Source organism: Noviherbaspirillum humi, from assembly GCF_900188095.1.
Classification (GTDB): Bacteria; Pseudomonadota; Gammaproteobacteria; order Burkholderiales; family Burkholderiaceae_D; genus Noviherbaspirillum; species Noviherbaspirillum humi.
Window position 1 is genome coordinate 431,007 of record NZ_FZOT01000001.1, and the last position, 16,663, is coordinate 447,669.

A 16,663-nucleotide genomic window follows, 5' to 3' on the forward strand; every position below is an offset into this window, starting at 1 on the left:
ACCATGAAACGCTGGCCCGTCCTCGCAAGCTTCATCCTGTTCCTGGCGCTGTGCGCCACGCTCGCCTACTGGGGCATGCAGCTGTTCAAGCCGCCGCTGCGGCCGGTGGCGGCGCCGCCCCAGGCGGCCGCGCCGGAAGTGAGGCCGGAATCGGCATCGTCCCTGTTCGGCGGACGCGCCGCCAAGGCGGCGGTGGCCAGCAACTACCAGCTGCGCGGCGTGATCATGTCGGGCAGCCCGCGCGACAGCGTGGCCATCATCAGCGCCGACGGCAAGCCGCCGCAGGCGGTGCGCGCCGGCCGCGAAATCTCGCCTGGCGTGACGGTGAAGGAAGTGCATCGCGATTACGTCCTGGTGGCGGAGAACGGTGCGCCGAAGCGGGTGGAGCTGCCGGAGAGCGCCAAGGCCCAGCTCAATGTCGCCACCACGTCGCCGACGCCCGCCCGCCCGATCGGGCCTGGCCCGACGCCCCCGGCACAATCGACCCAGCCGCCGCCTCCGCCCAACGTCAGCATGCCGGCGCCGCAGACGACCGTGGTCAATCCACCGAGCGCCGGCACGCTGAATTCGACACCGCCCCAGCCGCCGACGCCCAACATGCCGCAGGCCGACACCTCGGGCGCTTCGGCCGCCGGCGCGGGTCAGTCCGGGGCCGCCCCGGCCGCGCAGGCCCCGCAAGGACGCGGCCTGTTCGCCACGCCCAACACCAATGCCGCCAGTCCGGGCAACCCGGCCGCGCCGGCCGCCGGACAGCCTGGCGCGGTTCCCGGCGTGCCGGGCACCAGCCAGCCCGGCAGCGCCCAGCCCTGACCCAGAGACGGATCAGGCGCTTACTCCTTGTCGTTCAGAAGCCGGTCCAGCAATTTCTGCTGCAGCTGGCGCTCGCCCGACGCGCTCTTCTGATGCGCCCCGGCGGCGCGCTGCCGGGCCGCGACGGCAATCGGATTGCGCGGCTTGAGCGCCCGCGCCGGCTCGTTGCGGATCATCAGCTTCTGGCGCTTGCTCAATGCCTTGTTTGCCATCTCTTTCCCTCACATGAAAAAGGCCCGCTTTGAAGCGGGCCTTGTGTTCGCTGCCGGTTTCCCGCTGCTTACAGCACGTAGCGCGACAGGTCTTCATTGACCGCCAGCGCCCCCAGCTTGTCCTCCACATAGGCAGCGTCGATGGCGATGGTCTGGCCCTCGTTGCTGGCGGCGGAGAAGGAGATTTCCTCCAGCAGCTTTTCCATCACCGTGTACAGCCGGCGCGCGCCGATGTTCTCGGTTTTCTCGTTGACCGAATAGGCGATCGAGGCGATGCGTTCGATGCCGTCGGAACGAAAGTCGATCGTCACGCCTTCCGTGCCGAGCAGCGCCTCGTACTGCCGCGTCAGGCAGGCATCGGTGCTGGTCAGGATGCGCTCGAAGTCGGCCACCGACAAGGACTCCAGTTCAACTCGGATCGGAAACCGGCCCTGCAGTTCCGGGATCAGGTCGGACGGCTTGGCCAGGTGGAAGGCGCCGGACGCGATGAACAGGATGTGGTCGGTGCGGATCATGCCGTACTTGGTGTTGACGGTGGTGCCCTCCACCAGCGGCAGCAGGTCGCGCTGCACGCCGGCGCGCGAGACATCGGCGCCGCCCACTTCCGAGCGCGAGGCGATCTTGTCGATCTCGTCGAGGAACACGATGCCGTTCTGCTCGACGTTGGCGATCGCCTTCTGCTTCAGTTCGTCCTCGTTCACCAGCTTGGCCGCTTCTTCGTCCAGCAGCAGCTTCATCGCTTCGCGGATTTTCAGCTTGCGCTTCTTCTTGCGCCCGGCGCCGAGGCCGGAGAACATCGACTTGATCTGCTCCGTCATTTCCTCCATGCCGGGCGGCGCCATGATTTCCATGTGCGGAGACGCTTCGGCAACCTCGATCTCCACCTCGCGCTCATCCAGCTGGCCTTCGCGCAGACGCTTGCGGAAAGTCTGCCGGGTGGCGTTCTGGCTGTCTTCCGCCTGCGCCGCCGGCGAGGAGGAGAAGCCGAAGTCGCGCGCGGGCGGCAGCAGGATGTCCAGCACCCGGTCTTCCGCCGCATCCTGGGCCTGGCTGCGCACCTTGCGCATTTCCGCCTCGCGCGTCTGCTTGATGCCGATGTCGATCAGGTCGCGGATGATGGTGTCGACGTCGCGTCCGACGTAGCCGACTTCGGTGAACTTGGTGGCTTCGATCTTGATGAAGGGCGCATCCGCCAGCTTGGCCAGGCGGCGCGCGATTTCCGTCTTGCCGACACCGGTCGGGCCGATCATGAGGATGTTCTTGGGCGTGATCTCGTACCGCAGCGGATCGGCGACCTGCTGCCGGCGCCAGCGGTTGCGCAGGGCGATGGCCACCGCGCGCTTGGCCTTGGCCTGGCCGACCACGTGCTTGTCGAGTTCAGAAACGATTTCCTGGGGCGTCATGTTCATGGTGATGTCTTTTCGATGCGTTGCATGGGTGCCGCCTGGACGGCGGCCTGGCTCATTCCAGGGTCTCGATGGTGTGCGACAGGTTGGTGTAGATGCACAGCTCGCCGGCAATGGTGAGCGCCTTCTTGACCACCTCAGCCGGCGGCAGGTCGGTGTTTTCCTGCAGCGCCTTGGCGGCCGACTGGGCATAGGCGCCGCCGGAGCCGATGGCGCCGACGCCGTCTTCCGGTTCCAGCACGTCGCCGTTGCCGGTGATGATCAGGGTGGACTCGCGGTCGGCCACCAGCAGCATGGCTTCCAGGCGGCGCAGCATGCGGTCGGTGCGCCAATCCTTGGCCAGTTCCACCGACGCGCGCAGCAGATTGCCCTGGTGCTTCTCCAGCTTGGCCTCGAAGCGCTCGATCAGGGTGAAGGCGTCGGCGGTGCCGCCGGCGAAGCCGGCCAGCACCTTGCCGCCATAGAGCTTGCGCACCTTGCGCGCGCTGCCCTTCATGACGATGTTGCCGAGAGTGACCTGGCCGTCGCCGCCGAGCGCGACCGAATTGCCGCGCCGGACCGACAGGATGGTGGTGCCGTGAAATTGTTCCATGCTTTCCTCTTGTTTCTGATTACGGCCGCAAATGCCGTAATTCGGAGCAATTGGGGTCGCGCCGTCAGAAAACAAGACGAAGTTTTAGCCTGCCGGGAGAGGGAGGCGGGCGGCATGAGTCGGGTCAGTATTTCCGCGGCACCACGCGCACGATGTCGGCCAGGCCGGTGGTAGCGAACAATCGGGCCACCAGGTGATTGACTTCGCGTAACTCGATCACCTTGCCGCCGGCGCAGTGCGGCGCCAGGCCGAGGGCAAGCTGGGCCGAGGCGTTGAACTCCACCCGCGCCAGCCGGCTGCAATCGATGGTCGAAACCGGTGCCGAGCCCGCATGAGCCAGCAGCGCCCGCACCAGGTCCTCGGTGCGGCCTTCGATGACCGCCGGCATGCGGAACCGGTCGGCCTCGGATTCGGGGTCGGGCAAGTCGATCAGGCTGGCGATGGGCTGGACGGCCGGCGCCACGAAGGGCGGCGGCGACACTTCGAAGGCCAGGCAGTAGTCCATGCTGGTTTCCTCGAACGCCTGCTCCTGGTTCAGCAGCCGCAGCACTTCCAGCAGCAGCAGCCATCCGGGTTCCATCTCGCGCGGCCCGGCAGCGGCGATGGCATCGCGCAGCACCTGCACCAGGCGGCTGGCGCCGATCAGATAAGGTTCCATGCCGCGCTTGTGCAGCTGGCGCAGCGCCGCCAGCAGCAGGGCGCAGCCATCCGCATCGGCGCCGCTGACGCGCATGAAATCCAGGCGCAGGGACGGTGTCGATGCCGACAAGGCTTTGAGCCGTTCAATGGTCTTGATGCATCCGGCATCCAGGCGGCCGCTGAACGGCAGGGTGGCGGCGGTGCTTTGGGCGGCCTGTGGCGCCTCATCCGTCGCGGCTTGCCAGCCCGGTGGCGACGTCTCGAAGCGACTGGCATACGCCAGCCCCAGGGTTTCGAAGTCCGACTGCCTGCCGGTGAGCTGGTAGAGGTCGAACAGCATCCACCAGGCCGGCGTCAGCGTGGATTCGGCATGGGTGTCGCGGGTCGCTTCCAGCAGCAGCAGTTCCGCCGCCTGCGGCTGGCCGCTGGCGTAGAGAATGGCGGCTTCCGCCAGTGCCGCCTCGGGATCGGCTTCCGGAACCGGGAAATCGGTCATCAGGGTGGTGGTGCCGTCGAGCAGCATGCCGGTGGTGGTGCCGAGGCGGGACAGGCCAGGAGACAGGTTCGCCGGCTGCGCCGGGGCGGCGTTCTTTGCCGGCGCACTGGCAGGCGCCGAAGCGGGCAGCTTGTGGCGCATCCCGCTCAGCACCGACGTCATTTCGGATTCGATGGCGTCGATCTTCCGCGCGGTATTGCGCGCCGCCTGGGCATTTCGGGGCGAAGCGCTGCCCGCCGCATCGCGGGAGGCACTGGCGTCCGCGGTCGGCGCCGGAACGGTTCGCTCCGCGCGGCCGGTGTCGTCGTCGCTATCGGTGCGGCGAGGCTTTTTCCCAAAAAACGAAAATATGCTCAAGGTGTGCCTGTATCGCTGTGCTGCCCGGCAGGCAAGGTGGAAAGAAAGCCTACGTTACCATAGCCGCAGAAAATTTCCATGCAGAAATAGACATGCTACTTTGCGATTTCGGCGCGCTTTGAGAAAAAGCAATCGGATTCCGCGTCAAAAGGTCGTGCGCACCCCCATCGTCACGTTTCTTCCCGGCTGGGGCGCCACTTCCCGCAACAGCGATGTCGACAGGCGGATGTCCTGATTCAGCAGGTTGTTCGCCAGCATGAACCAGGTGACCCGGGTGCGGCCGATGCGCTGGTCATAGGACAGGCTGGCATCGAGCCGGGTATAGCCGGGCGTCGGATTGGCCTCGAAGCTCGCCAGCCGTTCCTGGCGGTAGGCATGGATCAGGCTGGCGGTGCTGCGCCAGGCGCCCCGCTTGTAGCCCGCATCGAGGCCGATCCGGCTGGCCGGCTGCAAGGGAAGATTGCCGGCGCCGTCCAGCCTGCCGCGCGAGGTGTCGGCGAAGGCCCGCAGCGACAGGCCGTCGCCGCGCAGGTTGTAGCTCACTTCCGCCTCGGCGCCGCGGATGGTGGCGTCGCCCTGGGACCAGAGCCGGCGCCGGAATTCGCCGGCCGGATCGATGGCCCCGCTTTCATCCACCAGCACGCCCGTGTCGCGGGCATAGATGAAGTCTTTCACCCGGTTCTGGAACAGGTTGCCGCGCCAGCGCACCAGGCCTTCCGTCTTCTGCAGGCTGAGCTCGATATTGCGCGAGGTTTCCTTGCCCAGCGCCGCATTGCCGATGTCGAAGCTGGCGGTGGATTCATGCGGGCCGTTGGAATACAGCTCCTCGGTGCCAGGCGCGCGTTGAGCGATCGACAGGGTGGTGCCGAGGCCATATCCCGGCAGGAAGCGCCACAATCCGCCGACGGAGTAGGACGCGAGATTGAAGCTGCGATCCTGCAGTCCGGCACGCTCCGGCGAGCGCGACAGGTTTTCGAGGCGCAGTCCGGCGCTGGCGGTGAATGGGCCGACATCCTTTTCCTCGACGATGAAGGCGGCCACCGAGGAGGAGCGGGTGATGGGCACCGTATCGGCGCGGCCGGTGCTGGCCGACAGGGCGGAGTAGCGGTTGCGCTCGGTCTGGATGCCGACCGTGCCGCGCCAGCCGGAAAGCGGTTCATGCACCGCTTCCCAGCGACTTTCCAGGGTGCGGTTGAGGAAGCGCGAGGCCGGGGCGCCGGCGGCGGTCTGTTCCACATGCTCGTAATCGGTCGAGGCCAGCCTGACGCGGATGCTGCGGATGCCTTCCACCGGCTTGCGCACCAGGCCGTCCGCGTCGAAGCGGGTTTCCGACAGGTCGATGGAAGAGCGCTCCGCGGTCGGAATGCCGTAGCGGTCGCGACGGGTGGCCACCGACGCGCCGACATAGCCCCAGTCGCCGATGTGCGAGGCGCCGAAGCCGAGGCTGCGTGAATGGGTGAAGGAAATGGGCAAAACGCCGTAGGAAGAGGCGGCATCGCCGGGCGCGGCGAAGCCGGGAATGCGGTAGTCGCCGGTGGTGCGCGCATGGCCGTCGAGATGCAGCCCGATCGTGCCGGCGGCGGCATCGGTGGCGAAGGACAGGTTCTTGCCCTGGTCCGCCGTGCTGTAGCGCAGCTCGGCCTCGCCGGTCGGGGCCGGCATCAGCTCGGTCGGAATGCGGTCGTTGACGATGTTGACCAGGCCGCCGATGGCGCCGGAGCCGTAGAGCAGGGCGGCCGGGCCGCGCAGGATTTCGATCTGGCGCGCGGTCGAGGATTCGATTGCCACCGCATGGTCGTTGGAGACGGTGGACACGTCGCCGACGCCCATGCCGTTCTGCATGATGCGCAGGCGCGGGCCTTCCAGGCCGCGGATGATGGGCCGCGAGGCGCCGGCGCCGAAACCGGAAGCGGAGACGCCGAGTTCGTCGTTCAAGGTGGCGCCGAGCGAGGTGCCCAGCTTGTTGCGCAGTTCGGCGCCGGACAGCACCTTGGCAGGCGTCAGGATCTGGGCGCCCTCGCTCGCATTGAAGGGCGTGGCGGTGACTTCCACGGTGGGCAGGGTCTGGTCGCCCTCCTGGGCGCTGGCGCTCGCGGCGAACAGCCAGAGCGCGTGCAACACGGCGCCGGCCATCAGGGAATGCTTGGGCATGTTCGATTTCCATTCAGGTTGACGATGGCTGCCGCTCGACCTTTCGCAGGCCATGCGGCGGCGTTGCAGGCGCATGGCCTGCGAAAGGTCAAGCCTGAACGGGTGGCGCGCGCGAGGAGAAATACGGCGTGAACGGAGCCTGCCAGCAGTTGAAGGCAGTCCAGAGCGCCAGCACGGCGGCCGACACGAGGGCCGGCGGCGTGAAGAGGGGAAGATCCAGGCCATCTGCCAGGGTGGCGGCATCGAAGGCAAGGCAGGAGTGGCCAGCCTTGTCGCCGGTCTCCTTCACGCCGGCATCGGCCACGATGGCCTGAGCCAGGAAAGCGTGGGCCACGCGATGCGCCATGCCGGTCCAGTGCGCGCACAACAGCGCCGCCATCAGCAGCAGGGTGATGGCGTGGCGTCTGGCATGGGCAGTGTTGCGGAGATGGTTCAGCATGGCAGGGCGGAGCGGCGTTCTGTGATCATGCCACGTTGGTGGATGCGCCCGGCAGACGCAGAAGCCATCGGGCCAAAGGAGAAAGGACCCGATGCGGACCCGGACACATGCCGCTCATGTAAGAGGCCGCATCGGCAAGGCAGGTCGCCTTGCCCATGCGGCTTCGGGAAATCAGTCGCCGTACAGCTTCTGCTTCAGTTCGCGCCGTTGCTGGGCTTCCAGCGACAGGGTGGCGGTGGGGCGGGCGAGCAGGCGCGGGATGCCGATCGGTTCGCCGGTCTCCTCGCACCAGCCGTATTCGCCGGTATCGATGCTGAGCAGCGCCTGCTGCACCTTCTTCAGCAGCTTGCGCTCGCGGTCGCGGGTGCGCAGTTCGAGCGCATGCTCTTCCTCGATCGTGGCGCGGTCCGCCGGGTCCGGCACCAGCACCGTCTCGCGCAGGTGTTCCGTGGTTTCGCCGGCATTCTTGAGAAGGTCGCGTTCGAGCTGCTGCAGCCGCGCCCTGAAGAAGGCGAGCTGCGCCTCGTTCATGTAATCCTTCTCGTCCATCTTGAGGATTTCGGCTTCGGACAGCAGCTTGCCTTCGGCTGCCGGTGCGTCGGAGGTGGGTTGATTGGTTTTGGTAGTCACTTCACTAGCCTTCGAAACTACGGGTGGGTCAATTTTATCCGCTGCGGCCGGGCTGGCATTGCTGCCACTCATGGACGCGGCATCCTGCGACTTGCCCGGCGTGGCGCCGGCTGCGGGCTTTTCCTTGGCGGCACTGCTTTTCGCCGTGGAGCGGGATGTCGATTTGGCCGCCGATTTTACCGCCGTCTTCGGCGCCGTGTCTGCCGTTTCGGCTTGCGGCTGAACTTCGGCCTTGGCGGCGGTCTTTCCGGTCTTCGCTGCCGAAGCAGACTTGGCGGTCGATCTTGTCGTGGTTGCGTTCATGTCATCCGTCTCCGTGAACTCGCCGTCCTGCAGGCGGCTACAACCAAGGCATGAAAGCCTGCAGTTTTGCTAATTCAGATTATCGTTGTGATTCCCGCTTTCGGTTGCAGATTCCGCTCATGCCGGCTTGAATCTTGTCAAGGCTCTAACCGAACGCACATTTATACCAGACACTGTTCCAGACCGCCAATAAATATGCTTTTAGGCAGGTCCTTGCCGATGAAGACCAGCTTGCTTTCGCGCGGCTCGTTTTCCGGCCATTTGCCGCCGATGTCGGAGCCCATCATCTGGTGCACGCCCTGGAAAATCACCTTGCGGTCGGCGCCGTTCATCCACAGCACGCCCTTGTAGCGCAGCATGCGCGGTCCGTAGAGCGCCAGGAAGCCGTTGAGCAGATCCTCCAGCTTGGCGGTGTCGAAGGCGCGCTCGGTCTTGAAGACGAAGGCGGCGATGCCGTCGGTGTGGTGCGAATGGTGGTGGTCCTGATGATCGTGGCGGCCGTGATCATGATCGTGGTGATCGTGATCGCAGTGCTCGTCGCAGTCGTGGTGCGCGTGCTCGTCGGCCTTCAGGAAATCCGGATCGAGTTCCAGCTTGTCGTTGAGATTGAAGCCGCGCAGGTCCATCACCTCGGTGATCGGCACCTTGCCGAAGTCGGAGCGGCTGATGGGCGCGCGCGGGTTCATGCGGCGGATGCGGGCGACCAGGGCATCGGTCAGCTTCGGCTCGGCGACGTCGGTCTTGGACAGCAGGATCTTGTCGGCGAAGCCGATCTGGCGCTGCGCTTCCTCGTGCTCGTCGAGCTGCTGCATGCCGTGCACCGCGTCGACCACCGTCACCACCGCGTCCAGCATGTAGCTCATGGCGACTTCGTCGTCCATGAAGAAAGTCTGCGCCACCGGGCCGGGATTGGCGAGGCCGGTGGTCTCGATCACCACCCGGTCGAAATCGATCTCGCCGGCCGTGCGCTTCTGCGCCAGGGAACCGAGCGCCAGCACCAGGTCGCCGCGCACCGTGCAGCAGATGCAGCCGTTGCTCATCTCCACGATCTGCTCATTGCTGTCCTGAACCAGGATGTCGTTGTCGATGTTTTCCTGGCCGAACTCGTTTTCGATGACGGCGATGCGCAGCCCATGCGGTTCGCGCAGGATGCGGTTGAGCAGGGTGGTCTTGCCGGCGCCGAGGAAGCCGGTGAGGATGGTAGTCGGTATCAATGCCATGACGTGTCGAAGAGAATGAATGCGTCGGAAAAGCGATGCCGCCTGTCATTGGCGGCGGGAAATCATCATCGGATGATAGCGCCGCTGCCTTCGCAAGGGCTGCCAATGTATAGCGGAAAAATCATGCCGGTTTGTGCAAGATCAAGCCTTTCAGGTATTCGCCTTCCGGGAAATTGGCGGTCATCGGATGATCGGCGCCGGCCGACAGGCGCCGCAAAATGCGGGCATCGACCCTGGCGTCGCTGGCGGCGCCGGCGACGATCTTCTGAAACAGGTCGGCGCTGATGGCCCCGGAGCAGGAGTAGGTGAACAGCAGGCCGTTGTCGCGCAGCAGTTGCAGGCCGAGCAGGTTGATGTCCTTGTAGGCGCGGGCGGCGCGCTCCACATGCTCCGGCGAACTCGCGAACTTGGGCGGGTCGAGCACGATCAGGTCGAAGCTCCTGCCCTGTTCGCGCAGCGCGCGCAGGGTCTTGAACACATCCGCATCCCACCATTCGGCGCGGTCGGGATCGAAGCCGTTGAGCTCCATATTGCGTCGGCCGACTGCCAGCGCCTCGCCGGAGGAGTCGATCGACACCACGCTCCTGGCGCCGCCCTTGAGCGCCGCCAGCGAGAAGCCGCCGGTGTAGCAGAAGCAGTTGAGCACGTCGCGGTCCTTCGCATGCTCCATCACCAGGCGCCGGTTGTCGCGCTGGTCGACGTAGAAGCCGGTCTTGTGGCCGCGGCGGATGTCCACCGCGTAGCGCACACCGTTCTCCGTCACCGGGGTTTCGTCGCCCGGCTCCTCGCCGGCCAGCACGCCGGTCACCAGCGGCATGCCCTCGCGCTCCCGCACCGAGGCATCTGAACGCTCGTAGACATTCTGGCAGCCGGTCTCGGCAATCAGCGCCTGCACGATCGGCACCTTCCATGCTTCCACCCCGGCCGACTGGAACTGGCATACCAGCCAGCCCTTGACGCCGGCATACCAGTCCACCACCAGGCCGGGAAAGCCGTCGGCTTCGCCGAAAATCAGGCGGATGGCATCGGTATCGCGCACGCTGGCCTGCCGCCAGGCCAGCGCCTTGCGGATGCGGCGCTTGATCATGGCATGGTCGACCGGCTCGTTCTGGTCGAAGCTCCAGACCCGCGCGCGGATGTGCGATTTCGGGCTGTGCGCGGCGCGCGCCAGGAACTGGCCGCTGGCCGACTGCACGATGGCCGTGGCGCCGGGCTTGTTCTTCTCTTCCGGCTTGCCTTCGATGCGGTCGATGGCGGTGGAAAAAATCCAGGGATGGCGGCGCAGCAGGCTTTTCTCGCGGCCCGGCTTGAGGATGATGGTCAGCATGGAATCGGTATGTCTGCCGGCAGAGCGCCGGCGTGTCGGAACGGTTTGGATTCAGGATGAGGAATCGGATTTCTTCTTCGCCCGCGGATGGGCGGCGTCGTAGACCTGGGCCAGGCGCTGGAAATCGAGCGAGGTATAGACCTGGGTCGCGGTGATCGACGCATGGCCGAGCATTTCCTGCACCGCCCGCAGGTCGCCGGAGGATTGCAGCACATGCGAGGCGAAGGAGTGGCGCAGCACGTGCGGATGCACGTCGGTCGGTATGCCGAGCGCCTGCGCATGGCGCTTGAGCCGCACCTGCAGCACCCGCGGCGTGATGCGGCTGCCGCGCTCGCTCAGGAACAGCGCATGCGGATCGGCCCGGGCCACGCTGCCGCGCACCGCCAGCCAGGCCTGCACCGCCTCGATCGCCGGCCGGCCGACCGGCACGCTGCGGCGCTTGCTGCCCTTGCCGGTGACGATGACTTCCATCGCCTCGAAATCGATCCAGCCGGCGGATTCATGGCCGGCCTCGCTGGCATAGCGCAGATCCAGCGAAGCGATCTCGGACACCCGCAGGCCGCTGGAGTAAAGCAGCTCGAACATGGCGCGGTTGCAGATCTGGCTCGCCGCCCCGGCGTCGCGGTCCGGCGCCGGCTGCGACACCACGCGGATGGCATCGTCGGCCGCCAGCGCCTTCGGCAGGGGCTTGCTGCGCTTGGGCGCCTTCACGCCGTCCACCGGGTTGGCCGGCAACACGATCTGCTCCGACAGCCATTCGTAGAAGCCGCGCCAGGCCGACAGCTTGCGCGCGATGGAGCGCGGATTCAGGCCCTTGGCATGCAGCTGCGAGGCAAATTTCCGCATATGGAAATGCCCCAGCCCCTGCAGCGCCGGCGCGCCGGGCAATTTGGCGACGAACTCGAGCAGGTCTTCCAGGTCGCGGCCGTAATTGCTGACGGTATGCGGCGACAGCTTGCGCTGGGTGCGCAGGTTGTCGAGATAGCCGGCGATCTGGCGCCGGTGCTCCCGCAGGGCGCCGTCATCACCGGTGTCGGGCTGGAGCGGAAGGTTCACGACGCGGCGTCAGGCCAGCAGGCAGTTGAGCGCGGCGCTGGCGGTCTCGCCGATGCGGGACAGGAAGTCGGTCGCCATGTCGGCGCTGAAGCGGTTCGGATCGGGCGAGCCGAGCAGCAGCAGGCCGAAGGTTTCCGGGGCGGCGCCGACGCGCAGCGGGATCATGGCCAGGGAGCGGACCGAGCCGGCGTCTTCCAGCCAGCCGGCGACTTCGAAATCATTGTTCGGGCCGCAGAAGGGCTCGGTCAGGCTGTTGGCGAACAGGCGGGCGTCTTCCGAAGTCTCGGCGGCGAACCAGCCATGGGCAAACTCCGGCGCCACGTTCCACAGGCGCAGGGTGGCGGACGGCACCGAGAAAATGCTCTGCAGGCCGTTGATCAGGGTATGCGGCAGGTCGACGTCGTTGCGGGCCAGCAGGAGCGCGCGGGTCCACTGCAGGAACTTGCCGGTGATCGCCTCGTTTTCCTCCGCCAGGCGAATCAGCTCCGCCAGGCGCAGCTCGCCGGCCTTGATCTTGTGGCGCAGGATTTCCATCTGCCTTTCCTGCAGCGACACGGCGCGTCCGGCGACCGGGTTGGCCAGCTTCACGCGCGACAGCAGTTCGCCGTGCTCTTCAAAGAAATCGGGATGGCGCGCGAGGTAATCGGCGACGTCTTGGGCGTCCAGTTCGAGGCTCATTGCAGTGTTTCGTCAGGAATCGGTGATCGTGGTCTGCCTTCCAGCGGGGAAATCCCCGCGAAAGGCGCAAAGGCTTGATTCTAACCGACATCCCCGTGCCGCAAACGCTTATCCGGCGCGCCGGGCGCCATGTGAGGCAATCCCGGCGCGGCCCGTGTCGCCAGGGCTCAGATGTCGATCTCGCCCTCGAAGACCGAGACCGCCGGGCCGGTCATCATGACGCTGCGGCCGGGGCCTTCCCAGGCGATGGACAGGTCGCCGCCACGGGTGTGCACGGCCACCGGGGAATCCAGCAGGCCGCGCCGGATGCCGGCCACCACCGCCGCGCAGGCGCCGGTGCCGCAGGCCAGGGTTTCGCCGGCGCCGCGCTCGTAGACGCGCAGCCTGACCTCATGCCGGCCGATGACCTGCATGAAGCCGGCGTTCACCCGCTTCGGAAAGCGCGCATGGCGCTCGATGGCCGGGCCGTCGGCCGCCACCGGAGCGGCCTCGCTATCGTCCACCACCTGCACCGCGTGCGGATTGCCCATGGAAACCACCGAGATCCACGCCGTCTTGCCGTCGACGTCGAGCGGCCAGAGCGCATCCGCGCTTTCCGGCCGGGAAGCCAGCCCGGCGGCGTCGAAGGGCACCTTCTCCGGCTCCAGCACCGGCGCGCCCATGTCCACCGTGATGCGGCCGTCATCCTCCAGCCTCGGCTCGATGATGCCGGCCATGGTCTCGACCCGGATGGCGCGCTTGTCGGTCAGGCCCTTGTCGGTGACGAACTTGACGAAGGCGCGGGCGCCGTTGCCGCATTGCTCCACCTCGCCGCCGTCGGCGTTGTAGATGCGATAGCGGAAATCGACGCCGGCCGCGCGCGGCCTTTCCACCACCAGCATCTGGTCGGCGCCGATGCCGAAGCGGCGGTCGCCGAGCTTGCGCCATTGTTCCGGCGTGAAGTCGACGGTCTGGCTGATGGCGTCGATGACGACGAAGTCGTTGCCGGCGCCGTGCATCTTGGTGAACTTGAGTTTCATGGCAGGAAGCGGAAGTTGAAGTCAGCGGTCGTAGACGGAAGGCTCGCCCGGCGGCCGGGTCTTGAAGCGCTTGTGCGTCCACAGGTATTCGTCCGGCGCCTCCAGGATGCGTTCCTCGATGAAGGCATTCACCCGGCGGGTGGCGGCGGTCACGTCGTCGCCCGGAAAGTCGGTCCAGGCGGGATAGAACCGCACCTTCCAGCCTGCGTAGTCGGGCAGGTAGGTGGCAATGACCGGAATGACCTGGGCGCCGGTGACGGCAGCGATGCGCGCCGGCGCCGTCAGCGTCGAGGCGGCGATGCCGAAGAAGGGCACGAACTCGGCATCCCGCGTGCCGAAATCCATGTCCGGCAGCATGAAGAAGGGCAGGCCGTCGCGCAGCGCGCGGATGATGGGCTTGATGCCGTCGCCGCGGGTGAACAGCTTGACCGGCTTGAAGCGGGAGCGGCCGCGCCGCAGCGCCACGTCGAACACCGCATTCTGCTGCTGGCTGTACATGGAGCTGGCCGAGATCTCCATGGCGATGCGGGCGCCGGCCACGTCGAGGCAGACGAAATGCGGGCAAAGCAGGATGGTCGGCTTGGCCGCCATCTCCTGCAGCGGCAGCCCCGGTTCCATGCGGATCAGGCGCTTGAGCCGCGCTTCCGATCCCCACCACAGGATGCCGCGCTCCAGGATGCTGCGCGCATAGGCCTGGAAATGGCGCTTGGCCATGCGGCGCCGCTCGTCATCCGACAGCTGCGGCAGGCACAGCCGCAGGTTGGTCAGGGTGATGTGGCGGCGCGGGCCCATCACATGGAACAGCAGCATGCCGACGCCTTCGCCGAGGCGGCCCAGCAGCGGCAGCGGCAGCCAGTGCAGCAGCCACATCAATCCGATCAGGAACCTCATGCCGCTTCCTTGCGCGCGCCGCCGTCCGCCGCCGCGACGCCTCTGGGCGTCTTGTAGCGGTTGTAGCTCCACAGGTATTGCGCCGGACAGCGGGCGATCAGTTCTTCCATGGCGGCGTTGATGGCGCACGCCTGCTGCTCCGGCGTGTCGCCCATCTCGCGCTCGAAGGGAATGAAGCGGATCACGTAGCCGCGGCCGCGCGGCAGCCGCTCCCCATACGAGAGGATGATCGGCGCGCCGGTCATCTGGCGCAGCTTGGCCGACAGCGTCATGGTGTAAGCCGGCTTGCCGAAGAAGTCGGCCCACACGCCTTCGCCCTGCTGCGGCACCTGGTCCGGCAGCAGGCCGATCAGGCCGCCCTGCTTCAAGGTTTTCAGCAGGATGCGCACGCCGGACAGGTTGGCCGGCGCCAGGTGCAGGTTGGGGCGGGCGCGGGCGCCTTCCATCAGCGGCTTCAGCGCTTCCTTGCGCGGCGGGCGGTAGAGCACCGTCAGCGGCGTCTTCTGCGCCACCGCCTGGGCGGTGATCTCGAAGCAGCCGAGGTGGGGCGTAAGGAAGATCACGCCGCGCCTGGCGTCCAGCGCCGCCTGCACCAGTTCCCAGTTCTCGATGGTGGCCGTCTGCAGCACCCGCTCCTGCGGCGCGCACCAGATGAAGGGCAGCTCCAGGATGTTGCGTCCCGCCTCGCTCACCGCGGCGGACAGCTGGCCGCCGAAACCGCCTCGCTCGATGTTCTCCTTCAGGCGCCGGCGGTAGGAAGGCGACGCCAGGTAAACCAGCCAGCCGAGCGCCGCGCCGAGCGCATGCAGCATGCGCAGCGGCAGGCGCGACAGCAGGTGGAACAGGGAGAGGAGCATGAGGGCCGGAATCTGGTGTTTTTTTTCAAGACGCGTAAAATAGCACGAAGTTTTCGACTCAGTTCTTCGAAAAACCCGTTTTCACCGCCGAGTTAATCAGACAACTTGCGAGGCGGTCTACAAATCTCGCTAAAGCGTCGCAGGCTCATGAGATTGGCCGCGACATGGTCATATCAACCGCTACAAGGAGCCTGCGATGGCAAATGAATACCTCTTCACCTCCGAATCCGTTTCCGAAGGTCATCCCGACAAGGTCGCGGACCAGATCTCCGATTCCATCCTCGACGCCATCCTGACCCAGGATCCGAAAGCCCGCGTCGCTGCTGAAACACTGTGCAACACCGGCCTGGTCGTGCTGGCCGGCGAAATCACCACCAGCGCCAACGTCGATTACATCAACGTCGCCCGCGACACCATCAAGCGCATCGGCTACGACAACGCCGACTTCGGCATTGACTACAAGAGCTGCGCCGTGCTGGTCGCCTACGACAAGCAGTCCCCGGACATCGCTCAGGGCGTCGATGAAGGCCGCGGCCTCGACCTCGACCAGGGCGCCGGCGACCAGGGCCTGATGTTCGGCTACGCCTGCGACGAGACGCCCGAGTTGATGCCGGCCGCGATCTATTTTTCGCACCGCATCGTCGAGCGCCAGTCGCAGCTGCGCAAGGATGGCCGCCTGCCCTGGCTGCGTCCGGACGCCAAGTCCCAGGTCACGCTGCGCTACGTCGACGGCAGGCCGGTGGCGATCGACACCATCGTGCTCTCCACCCAGCACAGCCCGGAGATGGAGCACAAGGCGATCGAGGAAGCGGCGATCGAGGAAATCATCAAGCCGGTGGTGCCGCGCGAGTGGCTGAAGAACACCCGCTACCTGATCAACCCCACCGGCCGCTTCGTCATCGGCGGTCCGCAGGGCGACTGCGGCCTGACCGGGCGCAAGATCATCGTCGACACCTACGGCGGCGCGGCGCCGCACGGCGGCGGCGCCTTCTCCGGCAAGGACCCGTCCAAGGTCGACCGTTCCGCCGCCTATGCCGGCCGCTATGTCGCCAAGAACATCGTCGCCGCCGGGCTCGCCAGCCGCTGCCAGATCCAGGTCTCCTACGCCATCGGCATCGCCAAGCCGACCTCGGTGATGGTCACCACTTTCGGCACCGGCAAGGTCAGCGACGAAACCCTGTCCCAGCTGGTGCAGGAACTGTTCGACCTGCGGCCGAAAGGCATCGTGCAGATGCTGGACCTGCTGCGCCCCATCTACGCCAAGACCGCTGCCTACGGCCACTTCGGCCGCGAGGAGCCGGAATTCAGCTGGGAGCGCACCGACAAGGCCGCCGCGCTGCGGGCTGCCGCCGGCCTCTGATCCCTCTCTGATTCCTTTCCGCAACGGCGCCGCATTCGGCGCCGTTTTTTGTTGTTGGCCTACAAAAGGCTTTTCTTTTTTGCATTGTCCGCAGGCAGCAGGCCGCAGGCCTTCCGTACAATGACCGCCAGCCGGCTGGCATTGCCGCCGGCAATTCCCGTCACTATTCACATCCTGCGGTGCAAACTCTTTCGTCCTGTCGGCCCTGGTTGCCGCTGCT

The 16,663-nt window shown here is 66.4% G+C and carries 17 protein-coding genes; 3 read left to right on the plus strand and 14 right to left on the minus strand.

Annotated elements, in window-relative coordinates:
- Nucleotides 1–3 precede the first annotated feature (3 nt).
- A complete protein-coding gene (locus CHB88_RS02090) occupies nucleotides 4–810 on the plus strand; it encodes a type II secretion system protein N (RefSeq protein WP_089397618.1) in 807 nt (268 codons plus the stop codon).
- A gap of 20 nt (nucleotides 811–830) precedes the next feature.
- Here CHB88_RS02090 and CHB88_RS02095 read toward each other — a convergent pair whose 3' ends face one another.
- The 7 genes from CHB88_RS02095 to dksA form a co-directional block, all read right to left on the minus strand.
- Nucleotides 831–1,022 (minus strand): hypothetical protein, encoded by a 192-nt coding sequence (locus CHB88_RS02095; RefSeq protein WP_089397619.1) that lies wholly within the window; start codon nucleotides 1,020–1,022, stop codon nucleotides 831–833.
- Nucleotides 1,023–1,090: 68 nt separating this feature from the next.
- Nucleotides 1,091–2,431, minus strand: a complete 1,341-nt coding sequence (gene hslU, locus CHB88_RS02100) for an ATP-dependent protease ATPase subunit HslU (protein WP_089397620.1) — start codon at nucleotides 2,429–2,431, stop codon at nucleotides 1,091–1,093.
- Nucleotides 2,432–2,483: 52 nt separating this feature from the next.
- Nucleotides 2,484–3,020: an ATP-dependent protease subunit HslV gene (gene hslV, locus CHB88_RS02105; RefSeq protein ID WP_089397621.1), complete on the minus strand. Its 537-nt coding sequence runs from the start codon at nucleotides 3,018–3,020 to the stop codon at nucleotides 2,484–2,486.
- A 124-nt stretch (nucleotides 3,021–3,144) separates the two neighbouring features.
- Entirely contained in the window at nucleotides 3,145–4,512 is a 1,368-nt protein-coding gene (locus CHB88_RS02110) for a hypothetical protein (RefSeq protein WP_089397622.1), read from the minus strand.
- Nucleotides 4,513–4,656: 144 nt separating this feature from the next.
- A complete protein-coding gene (locus tag CHB88_RS02115) occupies nucleotides 4,657–6,663 on the minus strand; it encodes a TonB-dependent receptor (protein WP_089397623.1) in 2,007 nt (668 codons plus the stop codon).
- Between the two features lie 88 nt (nucleotides 6,664–6,751).
- Nucleotides 6,752–7,102, minus strand: coding sequence for a hypothetical protein (locus CHB88_RS02120; protein ID WP_089397624.1), 351 nt, complete (start codon nucleotides 7,100–7,102; stop codon nucleotides 6,752–6,754).
- A 171-nt stretch (nucleotides 7,103–7,273) separates the two neighbouring features.
- Entirely contained in the window at nucleotides 7,274–7,678 is a 405-nt protein-coding gene (gene dksA, locus CHB88_RS25945) for an RNA polymerase-binding protein DksA (RefSeq protein WP_089397871.1), read from the minus strand.
- A gap of 124 nt (nucleotides 7,679–7,802) precedes the next feature.
- Between dksA and CHB88_RS25950 the strand changes: the two genes are divergently transcribed.
- Nucleotides 7,803–7,955, plus strand: a complete 153-nt coding sequence (locus tag CHB88_RS25950; protein ID WP_217900114.1) for a hypothetical protein — start codon at nucleotides 7,803–7,805, stop codon at nucleotides 7,953–7,955.
- 241 nt (nucleotides 7,956–8,196) lie between these two features.
- Here CHB88_RS25950 and CHB88_RS02130 read toward each other — a convergent pair whose 3' ends face one another.
- The 7 genes from CHB88_RS02130 to CHB88_RS02160 form a co-directional block, all read right to left on the minus strand.
- Entirely contained in the window at nucleotides 8,197–9,255 is a 1,059-nt protein-coding gene (locus tag CHB88_RS02130) for a CobW family GTP-binding protein (protein WP_089397625.1), read from the minus strand.
- A gap of 121 nt (nucleotides 9,256–9,376) precedes the next feature.
- On the minus strand, nucleotides 9,377–10,582 hold the full coding sequence (locus tag CHB88_RS02135; RefSeq protein WP_089397626.1) for a class I SAM-dependent rRNA methyltransferase: 1,206 nt from the start codon (nucleotides 10,580–10,582) through the stop codon (nucleotides 9,377–9,379).
- Nucleotides 10,583–10,633: 51 nt separating this feature from the next.
- Nucleotides 10,634–11,596 (minus strand): tyrosine recombinase XerC, encoded by a 963-nt coding sequence (gene xerC / locus CHB88_RS02140; RefSeq protein ID WP_089397872.1) that lies wholly within the window; start codon nucleotides 11,594–11,596, stop codon nucleotides 10,634–10,636.
- A gap of 51 nt (nucleotides 11,597–11,647) precedes the next feature.
- Nucleotides 11,648–12,316, minus strand: coding sequence for a DUF484 family protein (locus CHB88_RS02145; RefSeq protein ID WP_089397627.1), 669 nt, complete (start codon nucleotides 12,314–12,316; stop codon nucleotides 11,648–11,650).
- A gap of 167 nt (nucleotides 12,317–12,483) precedes the next feature.
- Nucleotides 12,484–13,335 carry a diaminopimelate epimerase gene (gene dapF, locus CHB88_RS02150; RefSeq protein ID WP_089397628.1) on the minus strand — a complete coding sequence of 284 codons (852 nt, stop codon included), beginning with the start codon at nucleotides 13,333–13,335 and terminating at the stop codon, nucleotides 12,484–12,486.
- A gap of 21 nt (nucleotides 13,336–13,356) precedes the next feature.
- Nucleotides 13,357–14,226 carry an LpxL/LpxP family acyltransferase gene (locus CHB88_RS02155; protein ID WP_089397629.1) on the minus strand — a complete coding sequence of 290 codons (870 nt, stop codon included), beginning with the start codon at nucleotides 14,224–14,226 and terminating at the stop codon, nucleotides 13,357–13,359.
- Nucleotides 14,223–15,083 carry a lysophospholipid acyltransferase family protein gene (locus tag CHB88_RS02160; protein ID WP_089397630.1) on the minus strand — a complete coding sequence of 287 codons (861 nt, stop codon included), beginning with the start codon at nucleotides 15,081–15,083 and terminating at the stop codon, nucleotides 14,223–14,225. The genes CHB88_RS02155 and CHB88_RS02160 overlap by 4 nt, the downstream gene beginning before the upstream one ends.
- 196 nt (nucleotides 15,084–15,279) lie before the next feature.
- Between CHB88_RS02160 and metK the strand changes: the two genes are divergently transcribed.
- On the plus strand, nucleotides 15,280–16,443 hold the full coding sequence (gene metK / locus CHB88_RS02165; RefSeq protein ID WP_089397631.1) for a methionine adenosyltransferase: 1,164 nt from the start codon (nucleotides 15,280–15,282) through the stop codon (nucleotides 16,441–16,443).
- The last annotated feature ends 220 nt before the right edge of the window (nucleotides 16,444–16,663 follow it).

What these genes read in the sequence shown, in the direction of transcription:
- CHB88_RS02090 (WP_089397618.1), top strand. Translation starts at nt 4, where the DNA reads ATGAAACGCTGGCCCGTCCTCGCAAGCTTCATCCTGTTCCTGGCGCTG.
- CHB88_RS02095 (WP_089397619.1), bottom strand. Translation starts at nt 1,022, where the DNA reads ATGGCAAACAAGGCATTGAGCAAGCGCCAGAAGCTGATGATCCGCAAC.
- hslU (WP_089397620.1), bottom strand. Translation starts at nt 2,431, where the DNA reads ATGAACATGACGCCCCAGGAAATCGTTTCTGAACTCGACAAGCACGTG.
- hslV (WP_089397621.1), bottom strand. Translation starts at nt 3,020, where the DNA reads ATGGAACAATTTCACGGCACCACCATCCTGTCGGTCCGGCGCGGCAAT.
- CHB88_RS02115 (WP_089397623.1), bottom strand. Translation starts at nt 6,663, where the DNA reads ATGCCCAAGCATTCCCTGATGGCCGGCGCCGTGTTGCACGCGCTCTGG.
- CHB88_RS02120 (WP_089397624.1), bottom strand. Translation starts at nt 7,102, where the DNA reads ATGCTGAACCATCTCCGCAACACTGCCCATGCCAGACGCCACGCCATC.
- CHB88_RS25950 (WP_217900114.1), top strand. Translation starts at nt 7,803, where the DNA reads ATGGACGCGGCATCCTGCGACTTGCCCGGCGTGGCGCCGGCTGCGGGC.
- CHB88_RS02130 (WP_089397625.1), bottom strand. Translation starts at nt 9,255, where the DNA reads ATGGCATTGATACCGACTACCATCCTCACCGGCTTCCTCGGCGCCGGC.
- CHB88_RS02135 (WP_089397626.1), bottom strand. Translation starts at nt 10,582, where the DNA reads ATGCTGACCATCATCCTCAAGCCGGGCCGCGAGAAAAGCCTGCTGCGC.
- CHB88_RS02145 (WP_089397627.1), bottom strand. Translation starts at nt 12,316, where the DNA reads ATGAGCCTCGAACTGGACGCCCAAGACGTCGCCGATTACCTCGCGCGC.
- dapF (WP_089397628.1), bottom strand. Translation starts at nt 13,335, where the DNA reads ATGAAACTCAAGTTCACCAAGATGCACGGCGCCGGCAACGACTTCGTC.
- CHB88_RS02155 (WP_089397629.1), bottom strand. Translation starts at nt 14,226, where the DNA reads ATGAGGTTCCTGATCGGATTGATGTGGCTGCTGCACTGGCTGCCGCTG.
- CHB88_RS02160 (WP_089397630.1), bottom strand. Translation starts at nt 15,083, where the DNA reads ATGCTCCTCTCCCTGTTCCACCTGCTGTCGCGCCTGCCGCTGCGCATG.
- metK (WP_089397631.1), top strand. Translation starts at nt 15,280, where the DNA reads ATGGCAAATGAATACCTCTTCACCTCCGAATCCGTTTCCGAAGGTCAT.